Source organism: Pararhizobium sp. DWP1-1-3 (assembly GCF_049896125.1).
Lineage (GTDB): Bacteria > Pseudomonadota > Alphaproteobacteria > Rhizobiales > Rhizobiaceae > Pararhizobium.
Map to the genome: position 1 here is coordinate 114,449 of NZ_JAFCTR010000003.1, position 21,501 is coordinate 135,949.

The following is a 21,501-nucleotide window of genomic DNA, read 5'->3' on the forward strand; positions in this document are numbered from 1 at the left end:
GGAGTTGAATCGACAGACAGTCGCTGTTTCCGCCACAGCTGAATTTGCCTTAGTGAGGGGAACATGCTGGCTGCGGCGGAGTTGAGGCGTGGCTAGTGATAGTTCCCCCGACCCCTCCACCGACGAGGCAACATGCAAACCCAATCACCGTTCCAATGGCTTGCCCGCTCTGGCTACGCGGGACGTGGCGTCGTCTACATCCTTGTTGCCGCGCTTGCCTTGTTTTCTTCTTTCGGCGGCGGAAATCCTGACTCCAAATCAGCACTCGACGTCGTCCTTCAACAGCCATTTGGCCGAATCTGGCTCGGGTTGATCGCTGTTGGCCTGCTTGGTTTTATCGCCTGGCGTCTGGCACAGGCCTTCGCGAACGCCGATCGCCACCCCGACACGCTGAAAGGCTACGGCATCCGTTTCGGTCTCCTGATCAGCGCTGCCGTCTACAGCAGCCTGGCTTTCTACGCGGCAAGCCTGGCCTTGCGCTTTGGCGGACAAGGCGGATCAAATGGTGAAGAGGGTGTCAGTGCTTGGCTGGTCGAACAACCGTTCGGCCGCTATATGCTTGGAGGGGTCGGTCTGGCTGTCATCGGTGCAGGGATCGCTCAGATCACCAAGGGTGTCGGGCATGGATACCGAAAGTATCTTGAAATCCCGCCCACGGCCGCACCTGCGATCGACTGGATCTGCGTCTACGGTTTGGCCGCTCGCGGCTCAGTCTTTGTCATCACAGGAGTGTTTTTCATCTATGCGGCCGTCACGGTCGATCCCGATCAGGCGGGGGGAATATCGGACGCCCTGGCATGGGTCCGACAGCTTCCATTCGGTGCAATACTTTATGCCGTTGCTGCCGTTGGTCTGCTTGCTTTTGGTCTCTACGGGTTTGTCGAGGCCGCTTACAGGCGCATCCGGCCGCCGACTATCAGCGCGGTGCAGATTGTCCCATAACGGAATAAAAAGCAGCCTTAGGGATCTGCCCGGAATGACATGTCAGTCTTCCAGTTCCGGTTCTCAGATCGTCAAGGTAAGCCTCCGGTGAGGTTCACGAATTCGGGGATCGGTTCGACACGCTTGTCGATCAATAGCAGATAGTCGGCGTCCTCCAGAGGGGTGAGGCCGTGTGGCGGTCTTGATCGACCTCACGCCGATGGCACTTCTCGACTAGCTCCGGTGTGAGTTGCATCACTCGTCTCACCCGCCCCGACCTCCAGATTTTCTATGTTGCCGGTCGTGTCACGACGGCCTCGAGATAGTCGCTTGCGACGACCATGGTGCCATCGTTGGCGCGATTGAACTGGCCGATGAGGCCAAGAAGGTCCCGTTCAAGCATGTCCTGCTGTCCCTGCGGCAGCGCAGCGAACGCCTTGTGGACGGGCCCGTACCATGTACGGAAGACGTCGATCCAATGCGCGGGCGATCGATAGCGAAAAGTGAACGTCCTCGGCGACGCCGCAATCGCGCCGTTCTTGGAAAACATCTCTTCAAGGCGCTGCTGTGTTCCCCACAGCGATGGCGGCTTTACACCCGCTGGCGGCGGCAGGTGTTTGCCGATCGTTTTGAAGAGCTGGCCGATGAATCCATCCGGTGTCCAGTTGGCAAGGCCGATCTTTCCGCCAGGTTTGCATACCCTAACCATCTCATCGGCGGCGGTGTCTTGGTTCGGCGTAAACATCACGCCAAAGGTGGAAAGGACGACGTCGAATGATGCGTCCTCGAACGGCAATGCTTCTGCGTCGGCAGTCTGGAAGGTCACAGTCAATCCTTCTGCTGCGGCTCTTGCGCGCCCTTTCTCGAGAAGTGCGGGTACGTAGTCGGTTGAAGTGACGTCGCACCAGCGTCGGGCGGCCGCCAGCGTGGCGTTACCGTTTCCAGCAGCGACATCCAGCACGGACTGCCCTGCCCGGATATCGATGGCCTCGCACAAGGATTCGCCGACAATCTGAAGGCTGGTTCCGATGACGGCATAGTCGCCCGACGCCCACGCGACCTGTTGTCGATTTTTCACGGCATTGAGATCAGGGGACGCAACGATCGTTAAGTCCGGTGAAACTGGAACGGCTGGCTGCATGACTTCCTCCTCTGGAAAAAATAGGGCCACAAGGCTCTTTGGTTCGCCAGATAAGACTGCGCCCACGTGTGGTAAGGTGCCAGTGTAGAAAGTGTAGCGGCCCTGATACACTTTCTGGATCAAACGCCAAGGTGGTTTAACACCTCGCGTAGGAACTGCGCACCAGCCATTTGTCCACGGAGGCTGCAATCGCCGTATCTCCAATCAATGAGATTCTGCCTTCGGATATTTCTAACTGCAGACTGGAAAGCCCCATCCAGGCCGACGTCATGGATTTAAGATCAGCCGAAACAAAAAGGTCGACGTCGTGGCCCGGATCCATTGAGCATAAGTCGACAAAAACACCGGGTTTCGCGATCAGCCAGTAGTTTCGCTCATCTTCCGGCAATTCAGGGTACGTGAACTCGATGACGCTTCGTTTCGTGCTTGGCAATGCCCTCGCGTCGATCTTGCGACGCATGTTCCACATGAGCAGTCGCGCGTCGAGGTTCTCGAGCGTCACCTCGGCATCGACATTCCGGTGGGCCCACTCGCCAAGCGCGTGAACAATCTGCTCGAGTTCATCGGCGACTGCGGTTGTCGTGTAGTTGATCTCACCCGTGGCCCGATTTTCTATGCGGGTGATGAGACCGCGCGTTTCCATCTCGCGCAGACGTTTGGCCATCAGCGTCGGTGACATGCCAGGGACGCCTCGCCGGATTTCGTTAAACCGGGTCGAGCCTGACCAAAGTTCACACAACAAAAGAAGCGTCCAGCGGGGTTCTAGCATTTCGCATGCCTTCGCCACCGGACAAAAATGGTTATAGCCGTCATTTGCCATTCGGATCACCTCCGCGACGAAACTATGCGACTTCAATGGAAATCCGTCCAGTACAGAAAGTGTAGCGAGCTCACGAGGTTTGTTTGGCTGGGCAAATATCGTTGCGAGGTTGTTCGTAATTCCCAGCCTGGCCTTGAGCCGGGGTCTAACATTTTAGAGTAGTTGCGCGTCGATGCCGTCCAAATCATTGAATGACAACCGTGTGGCCGCCCTGACGCTTGCTGGCTTCTTAACTGCGCCCCGGAGCGAAAGCTTCACGCTCCATCACCGCAGGTGCCGAAATCTTCAGGTAACCGAGCCGCTTGGGTGCGCATCGCGAGGTCGGTTCAAGACGGGCAGCAACCATGCGGATGCGGCTGCGGCGCGAAATTAAACAGGAAAACCACGTGATATCGTCCGTACCCCGGGGGACCGTTTGGCTGGTAACCAGTGAGCGGCCGCCGTCGCGTCGGACTGGGACGAATTTTGACCGCAGGCGACCTGATCGGAGGACGGCGTGACGTGCGAACGGGGCCGATATCGTATCGGCCCCGTTCCATGACAAGCGTTGACCAGCCGTCAGAGAGACGAGGCACGACCTGCATATCGCGCACGCTCGGCATCGATTTCCGCCTGCGAGTATGGATCGGCTTTGTCGTCGAAGGAGGTCCAACCCTGCCCCTCATAGGCCGTCCGGCGGGTAGGAAGATCGACCCAGTTCGAGCGCTGAAGGATCGCCTCGGCTTCCGGGGCGCGGGCATCTTCGACCTTGGCAGTCACCAAAGTACCGCCGCGGCGGACGCCCTCGGCATAAACATGGGCGTCGCGCTCAGCGACACCGGAGTCCGTCAATGCTCCGACAATGCCACCCGCAGCACCACCAACGACCGCGCCAGCAACAGCACCAGCAGCCGTGGCCGCAAGCCAACCTGCGGCGACGACCGGGCCGACACCTGGGATCGCCATGATACCAAGGCCAGTCAGCAGCCCGCCAACGCCGCCGACGGCAGCGCCAATGCCAGCGCCTGTGCCCGCATCTTCGGCAGCGTCATTATCGTTGTCGTTGTAACGTCCGTCCGAATTATTGGAGACGATGCTGATGTCGCCGTCGGCGATTCCGGCCGCCTTTAGCTGGTCGACCGCCGAGCTTGCATCTGAATACGTGTCAAAAAGACCGGTCACTGTTTTCGTCATATTGCTACTCCTCGTTTGTTCTTGAACTGCGCTTACTTGGCGACGATGTTGCCCTGGTAGTCCATCGACACCATCAGAGGCTTGCCATCCTTGGTAGCCTTGCCCTGCCAGACACCCTTGTCGTCGAGCTTCAGGTCGGTGACGTCGGCATATCCGGCTTCGGCAATGCGCTCTTTGGCCTGCTCTTCGGTGAAACTGTTCGCGCCTTCGACGGGTGCGGTCGAGTTCTGCTCGGAAGGCGTCGCGACTGCCGGGGTGTCGCCGTCGGGGTTGGCGGCCGGCTTGGTTTCCTGTGCGAATACCGAGGTTGCGGAAAGGGCGATTACAGCCGTTGCGATAAGAAGTTTGTTCATGGGATTCTCCTGCTTCGGGATCGTTAACCGTCCCATGCCCAGAACACTGCGGACGCAACTAAGTTCCAAAACCGACCGACTCACCAGCCGAAAAAACTACCGAATGCGTGTGTTAAGTCCTAGAGGCCGGTGTCTCAGGAGGCTCCGAAAAATCTCGCCAATCACGACCACGTCCGTCCTACCAAGCCCGGCCCTCGCCTGGTTCGAATGTCGTCTCCCAGGAAGACAAACGCTACTGGCTCTCCGGCAATATCACTAAAAGAGATTCTAACAGTCGGCACGACCACTGAGAGGTTCCACGTCTCTCGCCACGGTTTCTATAACGTAGACCGGGTCGGGGCCTTGACGGTGCGGGGTTTAACGACATCTCCCTTTGATGAAGCAAATAACCCCACCGTCGACCGACAACCATCCCGACCGGTTTCTTCGCTGCCAAGAGGCCATGGCCGATCCGTTTACAGATGTCGCACTTTCTGCAGTGGAGGCTGGATGGAACCCAGAAGAGATAGCCGCCGCCTTGGTCGAACTGGCTGACCATCTGATGCTTGGCATGATAGTGAATCGTGACCTGGACCGCGACCTGGCGATCCTCAAGCGCCGATAACAGCGCCATCAGCCCGACCGGGTGAAGCTACAGCGTTTGTTGTTGCGCCCTCTTCCGGCTTGCCGCCCGCCGAGCCGGCCGGAGTTCCTCGATAGTCGGCTGCCACCATCCCGCTCCATGGGCCGGAGGCGTTTTCGACGGCCACGCCTGCAAGAGTTCTTCAAAGGTAGGTTTCCGCCAAATTCCCCAGACATGGTCGTCGGTGATGCTGAGGTAGAATTCGCCGACGACTTCTGGATCAACGAGCTCTCCGGTCATTCCTTCAAAGACCACGAGCCCATACTGGATCGCGACGACCCGGCCCACGGGCGGCAGGTCGTCGCTGTTCAATGGATAGCGTCGTCGCTTCCTTTCGGCCGTCCGCGCTTTCGACTTCGCTTCCTGCTCGGTGCCCTTTCGCTCATCGGCGCGGCGTCGGCGTTGCTCAGGCTCGTTCCGGCGTGCTGCTTTCTCGATTTCCGGCCATCGATCTTTGAGATCTTGAAACGATTGAAAGGGAACGTGCCATAGCTTGCGGTCGCTGTCCCATCGTGAGTAAGGAACCTCCCGGAGCCTGTCGACGACAGTTCTCGAGTAAGGAGTCTTGATATGGAAGCCCGATCTTACGAGTTTCAAGTATATGCTGGCGATCGGATCGAAATCGAACGCGTCCCTGCCCTTCGCGTCACCGAACGCGTCGGCTTCTGCCTCCATTTCTGCCAGCCATCGAGTGAACCGACCGGAGGCAGTGCGGCCTGGCACAAACCATGTTTGACGAGAGTCACTCCACCGGGCGCGGGGAAAACGTTTCCGGAACCGCTCCACAGTCATTCTGTCGAACAGAAAGCGGACATCGGCACCGGGTTTAGTGTCGTCTTCAGTCGTCCGCTCGACGTTGTCTGGTGTAGCTTCGTGGCTCATGGATATTATAACGCGCGTCTGCCGGTCAGGTTTCCAATCAAACTAAGCCGCTGCGCGAACGCGTAGCGAGGCAAGCTCAACCGACAGGTCCGGGTCAACCGACAGGTCCGAGCGTATGAGACCATGGCTCCAACGGTCTGCGGAGAATGGCCGGTGCCACGGTGGGCAGTCAACGATGGGATACCAGCAGACCCCGGCTATGATTGCACCATGAAACGCTGCAACATCGACTTGCTCCAGCACGTGCCGGAGCCACCCACCCTTGTTGAAGCCGGGATACCGACTGTGGTGGACGGGATGGCCGTCGTGCCAGCTTGTCTCCGACACCATGATCGGCTTGCGGTAACGCCTCCATGTCGCGAGCAGGACCTTCACCAGCGAGGTTCGCGCCGTGTGGGGGTAATAGTTTACTCCGACGACGTCCACGTCGACCGCTGAGACGATCGCGTCCGTCGCCTCGAACTGACGCTCGCCCACCCCGGTAATGGGGTCGTTCGTTAGGATCCCGACATCCGGATGATGGTCGCGGGCTACCCTGGCCATGAGGACCGCCATCTCGATGGCATCGTGGCGCGGCATTCCGGTGATCATTGGGTAGAGCGAAGGCTCGTTCACAGGACAGAGCCACAGCTTCTCATCGCCATTCGCCGAAAGGGCGGCCTCGGACGCGATGCGAGCGCATCGCACTGGATCCTGATTGCGATGATAGTGGGAAAGATCCCAGATCGCCTGAACGCCCGCGTGCCGTGCAGCGACGAGGCGCTCAAGCGCGTGATGTCCAGGAACAAGGCCGTCACGGATCGTGAGAAGTCCGTGCTCGCAAACAATACGGAAATGATCGGCCAACCGCCTATCCGCCGTGTGCCCGGTCGTGATTAGAAGGTCGTGGCGACCGCGATGGACGAGGCCGCATTCGAAGCCTGCCATGATGGGACTGCGGAAAAGTGCAGCGGGTCGGAGCGGGAGGGGCAGTTGTCGAGTCAGGTCCATCAGCCTTCCGTAGCACTCCTCGCCGTTCTTTCCTTAAGCAATTTCGGCGAGCGTGTGCTCTGGCGAGCGCGGAGGCGGAGGCCACCTCCTCAGCGATGTCCCGGCCGACGGTGTGGAAAAGATCGCTGCCAGGTCCCTCGGGCATCGCTGACCATGCAAAGGCTATCGGCGTTCCGTCTGTTCGGAGAAGGCGGACATGGAACTGATGGACGGGCTTCCCCGCGATCATCGCATTGATGACCTCCCCGGTTGCCGCCAGATCGTCAGGATGGATGATTTCCGAGAAGGGCGTATTCAAAAGGAACCCGTCTGATCGAACGGCCTGCCGCGACCAGGCGGGGTTGATCGAGAGCAACCGGCCGTCGAACGTCGCGACCCCGAACAAGTCGCGGGTCATCTCGAACAGTCGGGAGCGCTCGCGATCCACCGTGGCCAGTGCCGCCCGGTCGGATGCGACCCTCGCGGTCGTCTCGACGCACACCCCGAAGAGGCCAAGAACTTTTCCATTGGCGCCAAGCACGGGTGTATGGCAAAAAATCGAAGGACACGTGGCCAAGCGGACGTGGTTGACCTCCTCAGATTGTTTGGATGTCTGATCGCCGCATCCGGCGGCAACGCCCTCCAGGGCGGCAGTGCGATATGATGGGCCGCCTTTTTGGCACAGTCATGAAACTCTCATTCAAAAATGGCATGTGTGCGAGGCAACTGTCCATCGGAGATGCTCATGCGCGAGAAAGAACTTCGTGAGATCGAAGGCATTGCCGAAACGATCAGGCAACTCGCGACGCCGGGTATGAAACCCAAGGCGCTGATTGCCGCGGTAAAGGAGCGGCATCCGGAAGCCACGAAGAAGGAGATTGCCCGCGCGGCGTTTTTGAGTGTCATCCTGTCCGCGGAATACGATCCCGAAGACACGCAAGCGCTCCATGACATGGCCATGGACACACGTGACAGCACTGAAAGCTAATCAGGGCAACCCGCGCGCATTCGTCATTCAGCCCAGACAGATGCGATAGTTGCCGCGAACGCTGCGGTGCACCATATAGCGTGAACGCACTGCAAAGCGCCAAGCGCCGCTGGAGCTTTCATCACAGCCATCACCGCCGACCCTTCCCAGAATCCGATACGTGAAAGTGTCTCTCCTTCTTGGTTCAGGGTGGTTTACGGCTATATCGGTACGAGCCCGCTCTATGCCTTTCGGGAAGCCCTTCGGCCGTTCTCCCACGACGGTATTAGTCAGCAGGAAGTCGTTGGTGTGATTTCGCTGATGGTCTGGACGCTGACGATCATTGTCACTTTCAAGTACGTGCTGTTCCTCATGCAGACCTCGTTCCTCGGGCGTTGGACGTTGATCGGTAATCCCAATTCCGGTCTGCCGGGATGGCGGGAAAACCTCTATATCGCTTTTGCTGGCTTGGGTGTCGATCCGTCGGCCTACTTCAAGCTTCCGGCAAACCGCGTGGTTGAAATCGGGGAGCAAGTTTCGATCTGAATTCGGATCTCGCAACAAAGTCGGCGAGGACTGTTCTCAGAGAGCAGGCGTCACCCATCTGGACATGGGCGCGACCAAAGAATATCTCCTTTCAAAAACTAACGGAACCTCACATGGCCACAGGACTTATCGCGCTCCTTGACGACATCGCTGCAATTGCCAAACTGGCCGCAGCATCGCTGGACGACATTGCCGCGCAGACTGCAAAGGCCGGCGCGAAAGCGGCAGGCGTCGTAATCGACGACGCGGCGGTGACGCCGCGATATGTCGTCGGCCTTTCCCCGGCGCGCGAGCTGCCGATCATCGCCAGGATTGCTCTCGGGTCACTAAAAAACAAACTTCTCTACCTCCTGCCAGCCGGACTTTTCCTCGGTTATTTCGCGCCATGGGCTATCACCCCGCTGCTCATGATTGGCGGCGTCTATCTCTGCTACGAAGGCGCTGAGAAGCTTTACGAAGCCTTTGTGCCTCATGACACTCACGACCACGAAACTGCCGTATCGGGAACAACCGACCCAACCACACTGGAGAACCAGAAGGTCTCAGGCGCAATCAGGACGGATTTCATCCTGTCCGCCGAAATCATGGCATTGACGCTGGCCAACGTTGCCGCGTCCAATATCTATACGCAGGCGGCGGTGCTCGCTTCCGTTGGTATCCTGATCACGTTGGCCGTCTACGGCGTCGTCGCGCTCATCGTGAAGGCCGACGATCTGGGCCTGGCGCTTGCTGGCACGCCCATCGGACTACTGAGGTCGTTCGGGCGCGGGCTCGTCGTGGGAGTGCCTGTCTTTCTCAGCATACTGGCAATGATCGGTACGGCCGCAATGCTGTGGGTCGGAGGGAGCATTCTGGTGCATGGTATGGCCGAGCTCGGCTATCATGGCCCCGAGCATTTCATCGAAGGCATAGCAACGGGAATTGGTACCGTGTCCGCTTACTTTCGCGAAATCCTTCATTGGACAACGACATCGGCGATTCAGGCGGCTCTCGCCATAGTAATCGGCGGCTTCACCATCGTCCTCGTTCGCGCTTCGGCTCCCTTGATTAAGCGCCTGAGAACTCAAAGTTAATTGCCTGTAAGTTTCGGCACGCACGAGCCTCTTGCCGGGCATCGCGCCGCCGCAGGAATTGGCCATGATCCCTAATCGATGAAAGCACATGCATCTCATGACAGTCGTTGCCTCCTACATCTACCGCGGCGGAAATCGCGCAGACGAACTGCCTTTGGGTGAAAAGCCGTTCAAACCGAAAGACGGCGAGTTCGCCTGGATCGGTGTCGCCGAACCGACGGCAGATGAGATGCACAAGCTCAAAGCAATGTTCGGACTGCACCCGTTGGCAGTGGAAGATGCGCTCAACGGCCGCCAGGTCCCTAAGGTTGACGTTTACGGCGAGCAGATTTTTGTCGTAGCCAAGACCGCGCATCTGGAGGGCGACAAGATCGTCTACGGAGAGACCTGCATTTTCGTCGGGAAGCATCACATCGTCAGCGTCCGTCACGGATCGGCACGCGCGCACAAGGAATTGAGGGAACAGCTCGAGCAGTCGCCGAACCTGTTGAACCATGGCCCCGATTACATTCTGCATGCGATTATCGACTTCATCGTCGACGGCTACCTGCCCATGGTCGAAAAAATGGAAGACAACGTGCTCGCAATGGAAAAGCACATGCTCGCTTCTTTTCTCGAACGTGAGCAGATCAGGCGAATTTTCAGGATGCGCCGTCAGGTCATCCTGTTCCAGCGTGTACTGGGACCAATGGCGGAGGTCGTCGGAAAACTGACGCATCTTGAGCTGCCGTGCGTAGACGATAACGCCAAACCGTATTTTCGCGACGTCCTCGATCACGTAAAACGCGTCGAGACGATGATGTCCGGCCTCAGGGACGTCATTACCTCAGTGTTCGAGGCCAGCAATCTCCTCGAGCAACAACGGCAGGGCACAATCACCAGACAACTCGCCGCCTGGGCCGCCATTCTTGCGGTACCCACCGCGATCGCTGGTATCTACGGGATGAACTTCCAAAACATGCCCGAGTTGCAAAGCAGGTATGGCTACTTCGTGGTCTTGGGGGTCATCGTTACCCTGTGCGGCGTACTCTTCTACCGCTTTAAAAAGACTGGCTGGCTTTAGCCCGTATATCTGAAGACTACGCCGCTGACGCTACCGCGTGACAAACGGCGAAATCGTGGGTCGAAACCGGGTTCGAAATCAACGATAGCCAGTTGTCGGAGGCACTCGGACCGGAGGTGCGTGTCGATCTGTCAGCGAGAACAGGATTTTCGCCTGACGAAATACTAAGCCGTCTAAGCCGCGACCTCCCTAAGGCTATCGATTAACTGACTTCGAACGGTACAGTCCCAACCGATGACGATATCTTTGAATCCGGGGGACGCCAATCTGTGCCTTCGATAATGTTCATTTCCGTGGTTTGCGGCGAACCTGCTAGGAACACATTCGGAATCCGCACGTTTGGTCATGATTGCAATAACTTCGAACCGAATTTGGACTTCGCCGGCGGAAGGCGTGAATGGAGCTTCAAGCGTGGTACAATTCCAAGTCGATCCGAGCATCGTTCCATCCAACGAGGCTTCGCGCATGGCCGCTGTGCGCCGGTACGATATCCTGGACACGCCTCCAGACGGAATGTTCGACCGGGTCACCGCAATGGCGGCTCGTCTGTTTGATGTGCCGATTGCTATCGTCAGCATCGTTGATACCGATCGCATCTGGTTCAAATCGCACCACGGTGTTCCGGTAAAACAAATCGATCGCGATCCTGGACTTTGCGCCTCCGCAATCCTTGGTGACGATCCATATATCTTGGAAAACGCAGCCAAGGATGTTCGGTCGCTCGCCAACCCCCTCGTCGCCGGAGAATTCGGCTTGCGCTTCTATGCTGCCGTGCCGTTGCGGACGCTTGATGGCTACAACCTTGGAACCCTCTGCATCATCGACAAGCAAGTGCGGGCCATCGACCAGAAGCAGATTGACGACCTGAAAGACCTGGCATCTGTCGTCATGGATCACCTTGAATTGCGACTGTCAGCACAACGGGCGATCGCGACCTCGAAAATGCTGGCCAAGGAAATCGACCATAGGGTGATGAACAGCTTGCAGTTCGTCTCTTCGATGCTGACCATGCAAGGGAAATTACCGCACGCTTCGCAAGCTGTTGCCGAACTCAAAGATGCGGCCAACCGAGTTGCTGCCGTGGCCCGCGTCCACCGTCACGCATATGCTCAGGACGTCGCTGGTGACATGTTGGCATCCGAATACCTCGGGCGACTTTGCGAAGACATCTCCGGTATTGTTAGCGCACCGGTCCAGCTGGTCTGCGGTAACGGTATGATATCGCATGCGTTCATTCAACCGATCGGATTGATCGTCAATGAACTCGTGATGAACGCCGTCAAGCACGGGGCTGGACCGATTACTGTGTCCTACCACGAGCAGTCAGGAATGCAGGAACTTGCGGTTTCCGATCGAGGTAAAGGGTTGCCCGACGACTTCGATGTCTCCCAATCGCTCAGTGGTCTTGGTATGAGAGTGGTGCGGGCGTTGTCAGCGCAGCTCGGTGGCCAGCTTAATGCTGCTAACGCGGAGGGCAACAATGGCACACGGTTTTCGGTGAGATTTCCAGCCGCGTCCCGGTCAGGCTTGCACTACTGATAGATATGTTGGCGTCGGCACTGAACATCCGTGCTGAGAGGACCCGCAAGAAATACTGCATAGCCATTGGTGCATGCCCCAACTGTCCACTCTTCCATTTGCCTCGAGCTTCTCTATTTAATGCCTCAATCATTTAATCGGGGCGCGATTCCGGTGAATTCATTTCCTTCGTCCACTGGCGTGATGGCTGACAAGGTGCGCGCGTTTCCATGGGACCAGACGTCGCTGGGACCAATTGATAAATGGTCTCCCGCCCTCAGGATCACCGTCGACGCTATGATCGCCAGCAGGTTTCCGCAGTGCCTGTTCTGGGGGCCTGATCTGATCGCGATCTGTAACGACGGCTACCTGCCGTTGCTGGGTGCCAAAGAAGAAGCGTTCGGCAAGCCTTTGCGCGCCGGCTGGAGGGAAATCTGGGACGAACTTAAGCCGATCGCCGAAAAAGCTATGGGCGGTGACGCCGTATATTTTGAGGACTTCCCTCTACAGACGACGATAAACGGTCGGGTGGCGACTGCGTATTTCACGTTCTGCTACAGCCCGATCCGTGACGAGAGTGGTGCAGTCGTCGGAATTATCGATACCGTCGTGGAAACGACGGAAGCGGTCGAGGGGCGGCAACGGCTTCTGTCCGAGACCGAGCGCTATCGCCAGATGTTCGCGAACGCACCGGGGTTCATGGCAATGCTGTCGGGGCCCGATCATATTATACAGTACGCCAATCAGGCATATCTCGAACTCGTCAGCCACCGGGATGTTGTCGGCAGGTCGTTGCGAGATGCAGTGCCCGAAGTAGCTGAACAGGGCTATCTCGCAATACTAGACGACATCAGAAAAACTGGCGAGCCGTATTCAGCTGACGGAGCACTCTTCTCTGTTCATGCAATGCCAGGCGGCGTTGTCCAGAACCGCTTTGTCGATTTCGCCTGTCAACCAGTTAAGGACAGTTCCGGGAACGTCACGGACATCTTCCTGTCGGGCGTGGACGTCACCGAGCGCACAGCGGCCGACCTCGCCCTTCGGCAATCAGAATCCCGATTGCGGTTTCTCGACGACCTGGCGCGAGAAACTGGAATGCGTCGCGACGCCGACGCCATCCTCGCTATTACGACAAAAATGGTCGGTCAGCATCTTTCACTTTCAAACTGCGCCTACGCCGACATGGACGAGGACGAGGACGGTTTCACAATTCGGGGCGACTGGGCGGCGGAGGGCTCGCCGTCCATCGTTGGTCATTATAGCCTTGCTGATTTTGGTAAGCTTGCTGTCTGGAACCTCAGCCGGGGATTCCCCCTGATCATCAACGATAATATTGCTGAAATTGCGCCCGAGGAGGCCAAGACCTTTCAGGATATCGGAATCGCGGCGACGATCTGCATGCCCTTAATCAGGGAGGGCAGGCTAACGGCGCTGATGGCAATCCACGACAAGGTGCCGCACGTATGGTCGAACGAAGAACTGGCATTGATCAGAGAGGTGACCGAGCGATCGTGGGCGCACATCCAGCGCGTCAGGTCAGAGGCCAACCTGCGTGAAACCGCTGCGGCTCTGGCCGAGCTCAACGCCTCCCTTGAAGCTCATGTCGAAGAACGGACAAAGGCGCTCCTGAACGCGCAGGAAGCTCTTCGTCACTCCCAGAAGATGGAAGCCGTCGGCCAGCTCACGGGCGGCCTCGCGCACGACTTCAATAATATTCTGGCAGGGATAGGCGGCAGTCTCGAGTTGATAACGACGCGGCTGACGCAGGGACGCATTGCCGATATTGACCGCTACCTGGTCGGGGCGAAATCCGCTGTTAAGCGAGCTGCGGGTCTGACCCAGCGGCTTCTCGCGTTCTCAAGGCGGCAAACGCTAGATCCCAAGGCGGCCGACCTTAATCGGATCGTCTCAGGCATGTACGACCTGATATCCCGAAGCGTTGGACCGGCCGTTCAAGTCGAGACCGTTGCAACGGACGGGCTGTGGACCACCTTCGTCGATGTCGGCCAACTCGAAAACGCCCTTCTGAACCTCTGCATCAACGCGAGGGACGCCATGCCTGACGGCGGGCAACTCACTATCGAGACAGGAAACCGAATGCTCGACGAACGAGGAGCGAGGGAACCGGGACTGTCGGCTGGGGCGTATGTCTGGCTTGGTGTGAGCGATACCGGGACAGGTATGACAAAGGACGTGGTCGCGCGCGCATTTGACCCCTTTTACACCACAAAGCCTACGGGTCAGGGTACGGGACTTGGGCTGTCGATGGTTTATGGGTTTGCGGGCCAGTCTGGGGGCACCGCGAAAATTCACTCTGAGGTCGGGAAAGGCACGACGATTAGCCTTTATCTACCGCGTTTTGTCGGTAAACACGTTGACGACGAAACGCTGGAGACGACCGTTGCCCCACGCGCGGCCGAGCGCGAAACTATCCTTGTCGTCGACGACGAACCCCTCGTCCGGATGGTCGCGGTCGAGACTCTCGAGGAACTAGGGTACGAGATAATCGAGGCCGGAGACGGCCCAACCGCTATGGCGGTGCTTCGCACAAGAACGGACATCGATCTGCTTCTGACTGATGTGGGGCTTCCAAACGGAATGAACGGTCGCCAACTCGCTGATGCGATGCGCGGAACGTTGCCTGGGCTCAAAGTTCTTTTCATTACCGGGTATGCTGAAAACGCCGTGCTCAACTTCGGCCACCTTGACCGTGGCATGCAGGTGTTGACGAAGCCCTTCACGAGTGAAGCGCTTGCCCTTCGCGTAAAGGCAATGATTAGCGGGGGTTGAGTTGAAGGTGTCTTTTGTGACCCCGCATGGGGCCAGGCAACTGAGAGAGGAATGCCCATGGGGACATGTGCCCGACGTGAGCCAGTCGTCGGGTCGTCGCGCGTTATGTCGAACCGCCCCGCGTCCGCTATCCGCCCATGGCTTGGATTGTCTTTGTGATCGCCGACGGTTAAGTTCCCGCCCTCGGCACGTCGCTAGAACTGTCGTCACAGCTTCGCTACTGTGGTTACGCGCGCGACGGATCGCATCGCAAGGGGTGATGGGCGACTATGAAATTCGAGGGGTTACACACGGCGACCGTGTCGAAAGCCGCGACCGCCGTCATGGGGACGATGTTTGTAGGGTTGCTGCTGCTACTGGGACTATGGCTCTACGAAAGCTGGACCTCCGCCCAGCAACGGACGGAGGACCAAGCCGTCGCCGCCTCCAAGATCGTTGCTACCAATGCGAAGTGGATTGACGCCCTCGCCTGGCAAGCCCTTCAGCGCATCGATGAGTCGCTTGGTTCCGATGTCCGCGTCGGGGACAAATCTAAGGTAAGGGACATCAATGAGGCGGTGGAAAACCTTCCTGGTCAGGTGGAGGCTTATGTCGTTGACCGGGACGGAACGACGCTTCTTTCCACCGATCCTGTGGTCAAGCCAGTTCCGATAACGGACAGGCCGTATTTCGCGGAGCTTAAAAAGGGCGCGCGGAAACACGTTTCATCTTTGCTTGTCAGTCGTCAGAACGGTCAGCAGATTTTCGTCTTTAGTCGCCGCATTGAACGGAATGGCGCGTTTGTCGGCGCCGCGATGGTTTCTTTCGAGGTCGATATTTTCGCGGACATTTTGGAGTCCGCCGATTTGGGGCCCGATTCAACGGTTGGAATCATCCGTCGCGATGGCCAGCTCGTAGCTCGGTTTCCGCTGGCAAGGGGGCCACTCGACATGAGCGGCTATGTCCTGTTCACGGACTATCTTCCCAAATCTCCCACCGGAACATATTTCGCGGTTTCTCCGGCTGACGGCGTCGCCCGGACCGTTGGTTATCGGTCGGTTGACGGGACTGATTTCATCGCGGTAAGTTCCGCCGGATATCAGGCGGGCATGCGGTCCTTCTGGAACGACATGTTGATCGCTGTCGGAGTGCTGTGCCTCGCGGCGATCGGGCTGATCGCGGCTGCAAGCTGGATCAGGCACCTATTATCGCGAGACATCGCCCGTTCGACGGCCCTTTCAATAGCTTTAGAAGAAAACCAGCTACTACTTCGGGAAATCCATCACCGCGTCAAAAACAACCTCCAGTCTGTGCAGTCGCTGATTAGGATGCAGCAGCTGCCTTCGGAAGTGCAGAAGTCCCTGTTCGACCGCATCGCCGCGATGATAGCCGTCCACGAGCAGATTTACAGTCGTGATCAATACGCAAAGGTGTCGGCTAAGCATCTCCTCACTGCGGTGGTCGATATGCTCGTCAAGTCCTACGGGGCCTCAGTCGAAGTCGAATATGCCATTGAGGACATCGATGTCTCGGCCGACACGGCCACGCCTTTGGCGCTTCTCGCCAACGAAGTCGTCACAAACAGCCTCAAGTATGCGTTCCTAAATACCCAGGGCGGGAAAATCGCCGTGACGTTGAAGGCGTTGTCCAAGCGCAGGGCATGCCTGGTCATCAGTGACAACGGTGTGGGGTTCGACCGCGAAAACATGCACTCGGGAATGGGTTCTCGTCTCATCAAGGGGGTCGTGTCGCAACTGCAGGGCGAGTTCATCTACCAAAGGAATGACGGGACGAACTTTACGGCTGAGATGGACATTATTGAGATGGCGGAGCCAGCTCAAACCAAAACGGGGACTGAATGGGCAATCGCCGACAGGGACGCCAAAACTGGGAGAAATGTGGTCACTGAGAAAAGTCAGGACATTTAGGTCATGAACACCAAGGGCATCCGGTATCTCTTAACACGAACCGAAAACAGCGAAATCACCATCTGATCGCTTCCCCAAAGCTTTGAGGATGTTCCGTTGATGGATCGGTCGAAATCATCCTGCAAGCCAAACGGCTTCATTGAGGGCCACTGCATCTAGGAGTTCGGTCTGATCCCCTCAGTTTCCGTGTGTAGAGATGGCGTGCGCGTGCCAAATGGTTGCCATCGCATCAAACGCCGGCGAATTTCAGTGTACGGGATTCAAAGCATTCACAGCATCCAATAGGGCATGCGGCTGCGTCGGCTTATCGATCCATCTGCCATGCGAAAACACTTCGCTTGCCCCATCGACGTAACCCGAGTGGACGACAAACGGCACCTGTCGTTCAACAAGGGTCGCAGCGACTTCGGCACATTCGCCGTCCTGCAGACTGATATCTAAAATCGCCACTGCAGGCGTTTGAATTTGCAGCCAATTCTTCGCGTCGGAGCATGATCTCAGCGTCACAACATTATAGGCCGTGTTGCGGAGAGCGTCCGCCACATCGAGCGCGATGAAAGGCTCATCCTCAAGGATAAGCAGCGTACGATTTGTCCCAGTGCCCATCCGGTTAATCCCTCCGACAAACCCGATTCTGAGTTAATCGAACCAATGTTGGGGTTCAAGTGTGATTTGCGGCTAAAAACACAATCGCAGCGCTAACCGATTTGTCGCCAAGACACCAGACGGTAGCCGGTCCCAAGGAACTCTCAGGCATCACCCTTATCAATAGGCCGAACACTGCGCTTCATCGCTGTAATGCGCACAGGTGCGATAATTCGGACTGGGCCCAGGCGCGAGCAGTTTGCTGCGTGTCTTCTAGGCCAGACATGAGTGCTCCAATCTCACCGCTGATTTGAAGATCAGAATCCACAAGACGACATGCTTTGGTGTCAAAAGTCACTGTCGCCAAGACCTCACTGTCAAGTGAAGGTATCTGGATCAGCGAGTCCGCGCCGGATTCGCAGGTCAGCAACGCTCTGGCCGTTACGGAATCGATGCCACTCGGAAAGGAGCACATGTCCACCGAAATAACTTGAAATCTGGCGGTATGATTGGGGCCGACCGGTATTTGTTCGCACAATTGCAGTGCGGCAACTGAGTGTGCGATCCTGGGCCATTCGGGGTTGTTGAGGGCTGAGCGACATTCAGCTTGGGCTGGTACGGCGAATGAAAACGTCGCTGCTGCAAAAATGCGGGGAGCGCATGCTCTGTTTGAAAGCCAGTTCTTCATGGGACGTCCTCTGTGCAGGTCGGACTTTGCACACTCGCAAGTCGTATTTAGGGCGAGCTAATTAAGGGCCCTCCATCATTGCGATATGATGGCTCCAAATACCTCCAACGATCTGATCTTGCCTTCGTTTCCAGTACAAGTTGCTTAAGTACAGGATCGTTCCCGCTCACATTTATCGTCCGGCAAATTTTACCTTGGGGCATTTATTCCATTGGTTTCCTCGACCACGCTCTCGTGGATCAAACCACTCGCCACCAAAACGGTTCATGAATTTTTCGGCATCCTCTTTCAGCGAAAAGCACTGAACGATGAACGTTTTGTCATCGTGGAACAGAGAATGGCCGCGCACACACCGCGAAAGGCCCTTGCAGAATTCGGCCTGGACCGCGCTGTGCTGGCCCGTGCAAAGAGCGCCATCCAGCGCGATTTGAAATGGCCAACCGCGGTCAATGTCAGCCGCAGTCAGTTCTCCCTTACGAGCGCTCATAATTTTGTTTCCTGTTTGTTCTGCGGTAGGCTTGCGGGATCGTCCGCCCCCGATCCTTCAGCGCCTTTGTATGGCTTCACCAAAAGAATCGTCTCGATCAGTCCTTCAGAGGTCTGTTTGCCGATTTTCAATTTCCCGACCTGGTGAAGCTCGGCCAAGCCGCTCTCAATTGGCACGCCGTTCTCAACAAGCAACGACTTGATCTCGTCAATAGTCTGCGCTTCTGAGCCGACCAACAGCTCGGTCCCCCGCAGTCTTGCGAGCAGATATGTAAATCCTTTGGACATAACGATTATCTGGCAAAAGTCGGGGACTGACACCTGTCAGACCCCGACGAATGATCAGCCTTCGGCTTTTTGGTTTACGACGGACGTGGCGATCGCGGTGAGTGCAAGATCGGTGGCTTGTTCCTCATCGAGAGTGGACTGTAGAATCTCGGCGGCTTCTTCATAGCCAAGTTCCAGCGCCCACGTGCGTAGCGTGCCGTAGCGTGACATTTCGTAATGTTCGACGGCCTGAGCAGCAGCCAGAAGGCCGGCATCAAGGGCAGGTGAGCCTTCGTATTCTTCCATGATTTCGGCACCCTCGTCGGTAATGCCGAGGATGGCGTCGCACGTCTTCGCCTCTGGCTCCTCGCCAATCACATTGAAGACGGCTTCCAAGCGCGTTACGTGGATTTTGGTCTCATCAAGGTGTTTGCGAAAAGCAGACTTCAGCTGAGTATTCGTCGCTGCCTGCTCCATGTCGGGTAATGTGTCGACAATCTTCTGTTCCGCAAAATAGACGTCTTTGAGTGTGTCCAGGAAGAGGTCTTCGAGTAATTTAGCCATGGGATTGTTTCCTTGGAACATTGCACCGACAGCCGGGCAATTGTGTGCTAACAACCCATTGGCGGAACCAATGTTCCGTCTTGCCACGCATCATGTGTGTGGTCCGGTTGCACCCTCATGAGCCCGCACGCTTTGGTGATCGCTGCAGAAAGAAATCGGTTACGTACCTCAACTTAAATGTCACATTTTTATCTTGTGCACCTATTACATTAGACTACGGTTGAATGCGCTGGAGGCTGCTGGGAGGCGGCTTCTCACCAAAAAGATGTCAATCCTTGGGAGGAAAATGATGCATAAATCCGATATCGCAATACCGCCAATGGACCTTACTATGCTCCAGTCCGTCCTCGATGCCTGGTGTACTCAGCACCACATTCTGCGCAAGGATGCGACTGCGGAAGCGAAGATACTGATCAACGAATATAAGCGCGGCAATCGCTCGCAGATCAAACTCATCGACGCACTCATATCCAGCACCACGCACTAGCGGGCTAAACGGCCGCTTGTAGTCGAGGACCCCGGCCTCGGTAAATGCCCCCCGAAAGTTGGACATCAACCTTCGGGGGCTTTTGATGTGTAAATTTAGTGTAAAGAAGCGCAGGCCGTTCAGGCGTTAAGGCCGCTCCATTCGTTTGCCGGTCTGCTGCAATTGGCAGACCTTTCGCGCAGCACGTTTACTATCGGCGTGCCAACGGCCGGTTCCTGTAATGCAGGGACTACAGGCGCCCGCCTGGATGCAACGCGTTCGGTGTCTGTGCGTTGATAGTCGAGCAGGATCGTCTATCTTCGTGCCAGCGGGAGGGGCTCTATGTGTAACCTTTACAATCTGACGAGCAATCAGCAAGCCATCCGGGATTTCGTCGATATCACCAGATATCGCGAGGGCAATCTGCCACCCTCCATGAACGTCCATCCTGACCGTCCCGGCCCGATCGTTCGGGTCGATGCAAATGGTGAACGCGAACTGGCCATGTCTGTCTGGGGCATGCCAACCCCGGAGCAGCACCTTGACGGGAAGCCGGACAAGGGCGTTACCAATGTTCGTAAGACATGGATCCCGCATTGGCAGCAATGGCTTGGTGTCGGGCACCGTTGCCTGGTACCGGCGACAGCGTTCAGTGAGTACGAGCAGGTGGCCGATCCTGAAACTGGCAAGAAGCCCCTGCGCTGGTTCGTGGTGAATGAAGACCAACCGGTGTTAGCGCTTGCAGGCATTCACACGAAATGGACCGGTGCCCGTGGTCCGATCAAAGCGCCGCGTGAGGGCGAGCACGATATCTACGCGTTCCTGACGACCAATCCCAACGAGGTCGTCAAACCAATCCATCCCAAGGCCATGCCTGTCCTGCTGACGACGCGCGAAGAATGCGAGATCTGGATGACTGCGGACTGGAAGGAGGCCAAGAATCTCCAGAGGCCACTTCCGGAAGAGAGGATGACGGTGTTGCCGCGATACACGGCGGTTGGCGGCCTGGGCGGGCATCCCAGCCAGACCGCGGACCTATTCTCTGCGCAGCTTTGAATGACAAAAGACGAGCGAGCATATCCAGACACTCCCGACGGTCGATATTTCGTGGTCCGGGGTAGGCTTTGGCGTAAAAGCGATCCCGGCCTTGATGAGACGAAACGCGTCAATCTCGTAAGCGAACTGATGGCGGCACGTCGGACCGTTCGGGATGCCAGGGGAGACAAGGACGCAACAGCCGCTGCGCGCAAACGGGTCGAGGACTCCAAAATCGCCCTTGGAGAGCGCGGTCTTGTCTGGTGGGATGACGCCGCAGCAGACTACAATCGCAAGCTTGCCAAAAACACGCCTTATGCTGAGTGGTGGGCCGGCATCAACGGCTGATCAGGTTGCTGTGTGCTGTCGAAGCCGAGCACGAAGGCGACGGCCTTTTCGGACGACATCTCGCACGGCTTTAGTTCCAGGCCTGCACCTTGCAGCCGATAGAGATTGAAGCTGACAATGTCGGATCCGGCTAAGTGTTCGGCGTAGAGCCAGATGCGTTTGCGATCCGCGGACCGTTTCACGGTCACGCCCCATGTCCGGCCCTCGAACAGGCCTTGGGTATAGCCATCGGCAAACCGCTCCATTGCGCGCTCGAAGGCATCGTGTGCAGGATCATTCATCATGCCGCACGATAGGTTGCGACCAAACGACAGGCA

Annotated in this window: 24 protein-coding genes and 1 pseudogene; 13 read left to right on the top strand and 12 right to left on the bottom strand. The window is 57.2% G+C overall.

All coding sequences use genetic code 11. The annotated features are described in order from the left end of the window. Positions 1-132: 132 nt before the first annotated feature. Positions 133-942: a DUF1206 domain-containing protein gene (locus ACP7BS_RS08515; RefSeq protein WP_426237613.1), complete on the top strand. Its 810-nt coding sequence runs from the start codon at positions 133-135 to the stop codon at positions 940-942. 268 nt (positions 943-1,210) lie between these two features. Here the strand turns inward: ACP7BS_RS08515 and ACP7BS_RS08520 are convergent, their stop codons facing one another. From ACP7BS_RS08520 to ACP7BS_RS08535, 4 genes are all read right to left on the bottom strand, one after another. Beyond that, positions 1,211-2,062 (bottom strand): class I SAM-dependent methyltransferase, encoded by an 852-nt coding sequence (locus tag ACP7BS_RS08520; protein WP_426232071.1) that lies wholly within the window; start codon positions 2,060-2,062, stop codon positions 1,211-1,213. Between the two features lie 136 nt (positions 2,063-2,198). Then, entirely contained in the window at positions 2,199-2,882 is a 684-nt protein-coding gene (locus ACP7BS_RS08525) for a winged helix-turn-helix transcriptional regulator (RefSeq protein ID WP_426232072.1), read from the bottom strand. Between the two features lie 558 nt (positions 2,883-3,440). Next, a complete protein-coding gene (locus tag ACP7BS_RS08530; protein WP_426232073.1) occupies positions 3,441-4,055 on the bottom strand; it encodes a general stress protein in 615 nt (204 codons plus the stop codon). A 32-nt stretch (positions 4,056-4,087) separates the two neighbouring features. Beyond that, on the bottom strand, positions 4,088-4,408 hold the full coding sequence (locus ACP7BS_RS08535) for a PepSY domain-containing protein (RefSeq protein WP_426232074.1): 321 nt from the start codon (positions 4,406-4,408) through the stop codon (positions 4,088-4,090). Between the two features lie 376 nt (positions 4,409-4,784). Here ACP7BS_RS08535 and ACP7BS_RS08540 point away from each other — a divergent pair, with 376 nt between their 5' ends. Further along, positions 4,785-5,012 (top strand): hypothetical protein, encoded by a 228-nt coding sequence (locus tag ACP7BS_RS08540; RefSeq protein WP_426232075.1) that lies wholly within the window; start codon positions 4,785-4,787, stop codon positions 5,010-5,012. Positions 5,013-5,039: 27 nt separating this feature from the next. Here ACP7BS_RS08540 and ACP7BS_RS08545 read toward each other — a convergent pair whose 3' ends face one another. Both ACP7BS_RS08545 and ACP7BS_RS08550 read right to left on the bottom strand, forming a co-directional pair. Beyond that, entirely contained in the window at positions 5,040-5,912 is an 873-nt protein-coding gene (locus ACP7BS_RS08545) for a hypothetical protein (protein ID WP_426232076.1), read from the bottom strand. Between the two features lie 42 nt (positions 5,913-5,954). Further along, positions 5,955-6,758, bottom strand: a complete 804-nt coding sequence (locus ACP7BS_RS08550; protein WP_426237615.1) for a glycosyl hydrolase 53 family protein — start codon at positions 6,756-6,758, stop codon at positions 5,955-5,957. Between the two features lie 868 nt (positions 6,759-7,626). Between ACP7BS_RS08550 and ACP7BS_RS08555 the strand changes: the two genes are divergently transcribed. The 8 genes and pseudogenes from ACP7BS_RS08555 to ACP7BS_RS08590 all read left to right on the top strand — a co-directional run bounded on the left by ACP7BS_RS08555 (position 7,627) and on the right by ACP7BS_RS08590 (position 16,745). Next, positions 7,627-7,869, top strand: a complete 243-nt coding sequence (locus tag ACP7BS_RS08555) for a hypothetical protein (RefSeq protein WP_426232078.1) — start codon at positions 7,627-7,629, stop codon at positions 7,867-7,869. A 129-nt stretch (positions 7,870-7,998) separates the two neighbouring features. Beyond that, positions 7,999-8,394 (top strand): KUP/HAK/KT family potassium transporter, encoded by a 396-nt coding sequence (locus ACP7BS_RS08560; protein WP_426238054.1) that lies wholly within the window; start codon positions 7,999-8,001, stop codon positions 8,392-8,394. Between the two features lie 113 nt (positions 8,395-8,507). Continuing rightward, positions 8,508-9,467 (top strand): DUF808 domain-containing protein, encoded by a 960-nt coding sequence (locus tag ACP7BS_RS08565; protein WP_426232079.1) that lies wholly within the window; start codon positions 8,508-8,510, stop codon positions 9,465-9,467. Positions 9,468-9,564: 97 nt separating this feature from the next. Beyond that, positions 9,565-10,530, top strand: coding sequence for a magnesium and cobalt transport protein CorA (locus ACP7BS_RS08570; protein ID WP_426232080.1), 966 nt, complete (start codon positions 9,565-9,567; stop codon positions 10,528-10,530). A gap of 53 nt (positions 10,531-10,583) precedes the next feature. Next, positions 10,584-10,736, top strand: a pseudogene (locus ACP7BS_RS08575) (YidB family protein); the annotation flags it as partial. Between the two features lie 205 nt (positions 10,737-10,941). Beyond that, complete coding sequence (locus ACP7BS_RS08580; protein ID WP_426237617.1) at positions 10,942-12,069, top strand: sensor histidine kinase; 1,128 nt, start codon at positions 10,942-10,944, stop codon at positions 12,067-12,069. A gap of 183 nt (positions 12,070-12,252) precedes the next feature. After that, entirely contained in the window at positions 12,253-14,838 is a 2,586-nt protein-coding gene (locus tag ACP7BS_RS08585) for an ATP-binding protein (RefSeq protein WP_426232129.1), read from the top strand. A gap of 269 nt (positions 14,839-15,107) precedes the next feature. Beyond that, positions 15,108-16,745, top strand: a complete 1,638-nt coding sequence (locus ACP7BS_RS08590) for a sensor histidine kinase (protein WP_426237619.1) — start codon at positions 15,108-15,110, stop codon at positions 16,743-16,745. Positions 16,746-16,991: 246 nt separating this feature from the next. Here ACP7BS_RS08590 and ACP7BS_RS08595 read toward each other — a convergent pair whose 3' ends face one another. The 5 genes from ACP7BS_RS08595 to ACP7BS_RS08615 form a co-directional block, all read right to left on the bottom strand. After that, entirely contained in the window at positions 16,992-17,351 is a 360-nt protein-coding gene (locus ACP7BS_RS08595; RefSeq protein WP_426237621.1) for a response regulator, read from the bottom strand. Between the two features lie 181 nt (positions 17,352-17,532). Beyond that, positions 17,533-18,018 carry a hypothetical protein gene (locus tag ACP7BS_RS08600; RefSeq protein ID WP_426232084.1) on the bottom strand — a complete coding sequence of 162 codons (486 nt, stop codon included), beginning with the start codon at positions 18,016-18,018 and terminating at the stop codon, positions 17,533-17,535. Positions 18,019-18,190: 172 nt separating this feature from the next. Beyond that, positions 18,191-18,505, bottom strand: coding sequence for a hypothetical protein (locus ACP7BS_RS08605; RefSeq protein WP_426237622.1), 315 nt, complete (start codon positions 18,503-18,505; stop codon positions 18,191-18,193). After that, positions 18,502-18,792, bottom strand: a complete 291-nt coding sequence (locus ACP7BS_RS08610; protein WP_426237624.1) for a hypothetical protein — start codon at positions 18,790-18,792, stop codon at positions 18,502-18,504. Before ACP7BS_RS08610 ends, ACP7BS_RS08605 begins: the two co-directional genes overlap by 4 nt. 54 nt (positions 18,793-18,846) lie before the next feature. Beyond that, a complete protein-coding gene (locus ACP7BS_RS08615; protein ID WP_426237626.1) occupies positions 18,847-19,335 on the bottom strand; it encodes a ferritin-like domain-containing protein in 489 nt (162 codons plus the stop codon). A 289-nt stretch (positions 19,336-19,624) separates the two neighbouring features. Between ACP7BS_RS08615 and ACP7BS_RS08620 the strand changes: the two genes are divergently transcribed. The 3 genes from ACP7BS_RS08620 (at position 19,625) to ACP7BS_RS08630 (ending at position 21,184) form a co-directional block, all read left to right on the top strand. Continuing rightward, complete coding sequence (locus tag ACP7BS_RS08620) at positions 19,625-19,822, top strand: hypothetical protein (RefSeq protein ID WP_426232088.1); 198 nt, start codon at positions 19,625-19,627, stop codon at positions 19,820-19,822. Between the two features lie 321 nt (positions 19,823-20,143). Next, positions 20,144-20,857, top strand: a complete 714-nt coding sequence (locus ACP7BS_RS08625; protein ID WP_426237627.1) for an SOS response-associated peptidase — start codon at positions 20,144-20,146, stop codon at positions 20,855-20,857. Beyond that, positions 20,858-21,184, top strand: coding sequence for a hypothetical protein (locus ACP7BS_RS08630; protein WP_426237629.1), 327 nt, complete (start codon positions 20,858-20,860; stop codon positions 21,182-21,184). Here the strand turns inward: ACP7BS_RS08630 and ACP7BS_RS08635 are convergent. Next, positions 21,151-21,465 carry a hypothetical protein gene (locus ACP7BS_RS08635; protein ID WP_426237631.1) on the bottom strand — a complete coding sequence of 105 codons (315 nt, stop codon included), beginning with the start codon at positions 21,463-21,465 and terminating at the stop codon, positions 21,151-21,153. The two genes, ACP7BS_RS08630 and ACP7BS_RS08635, sit on opposite strands and share 34 nt — an antisense overlap. Positions 21,466-21,501 lie beyond the last annotated feature (36 nt).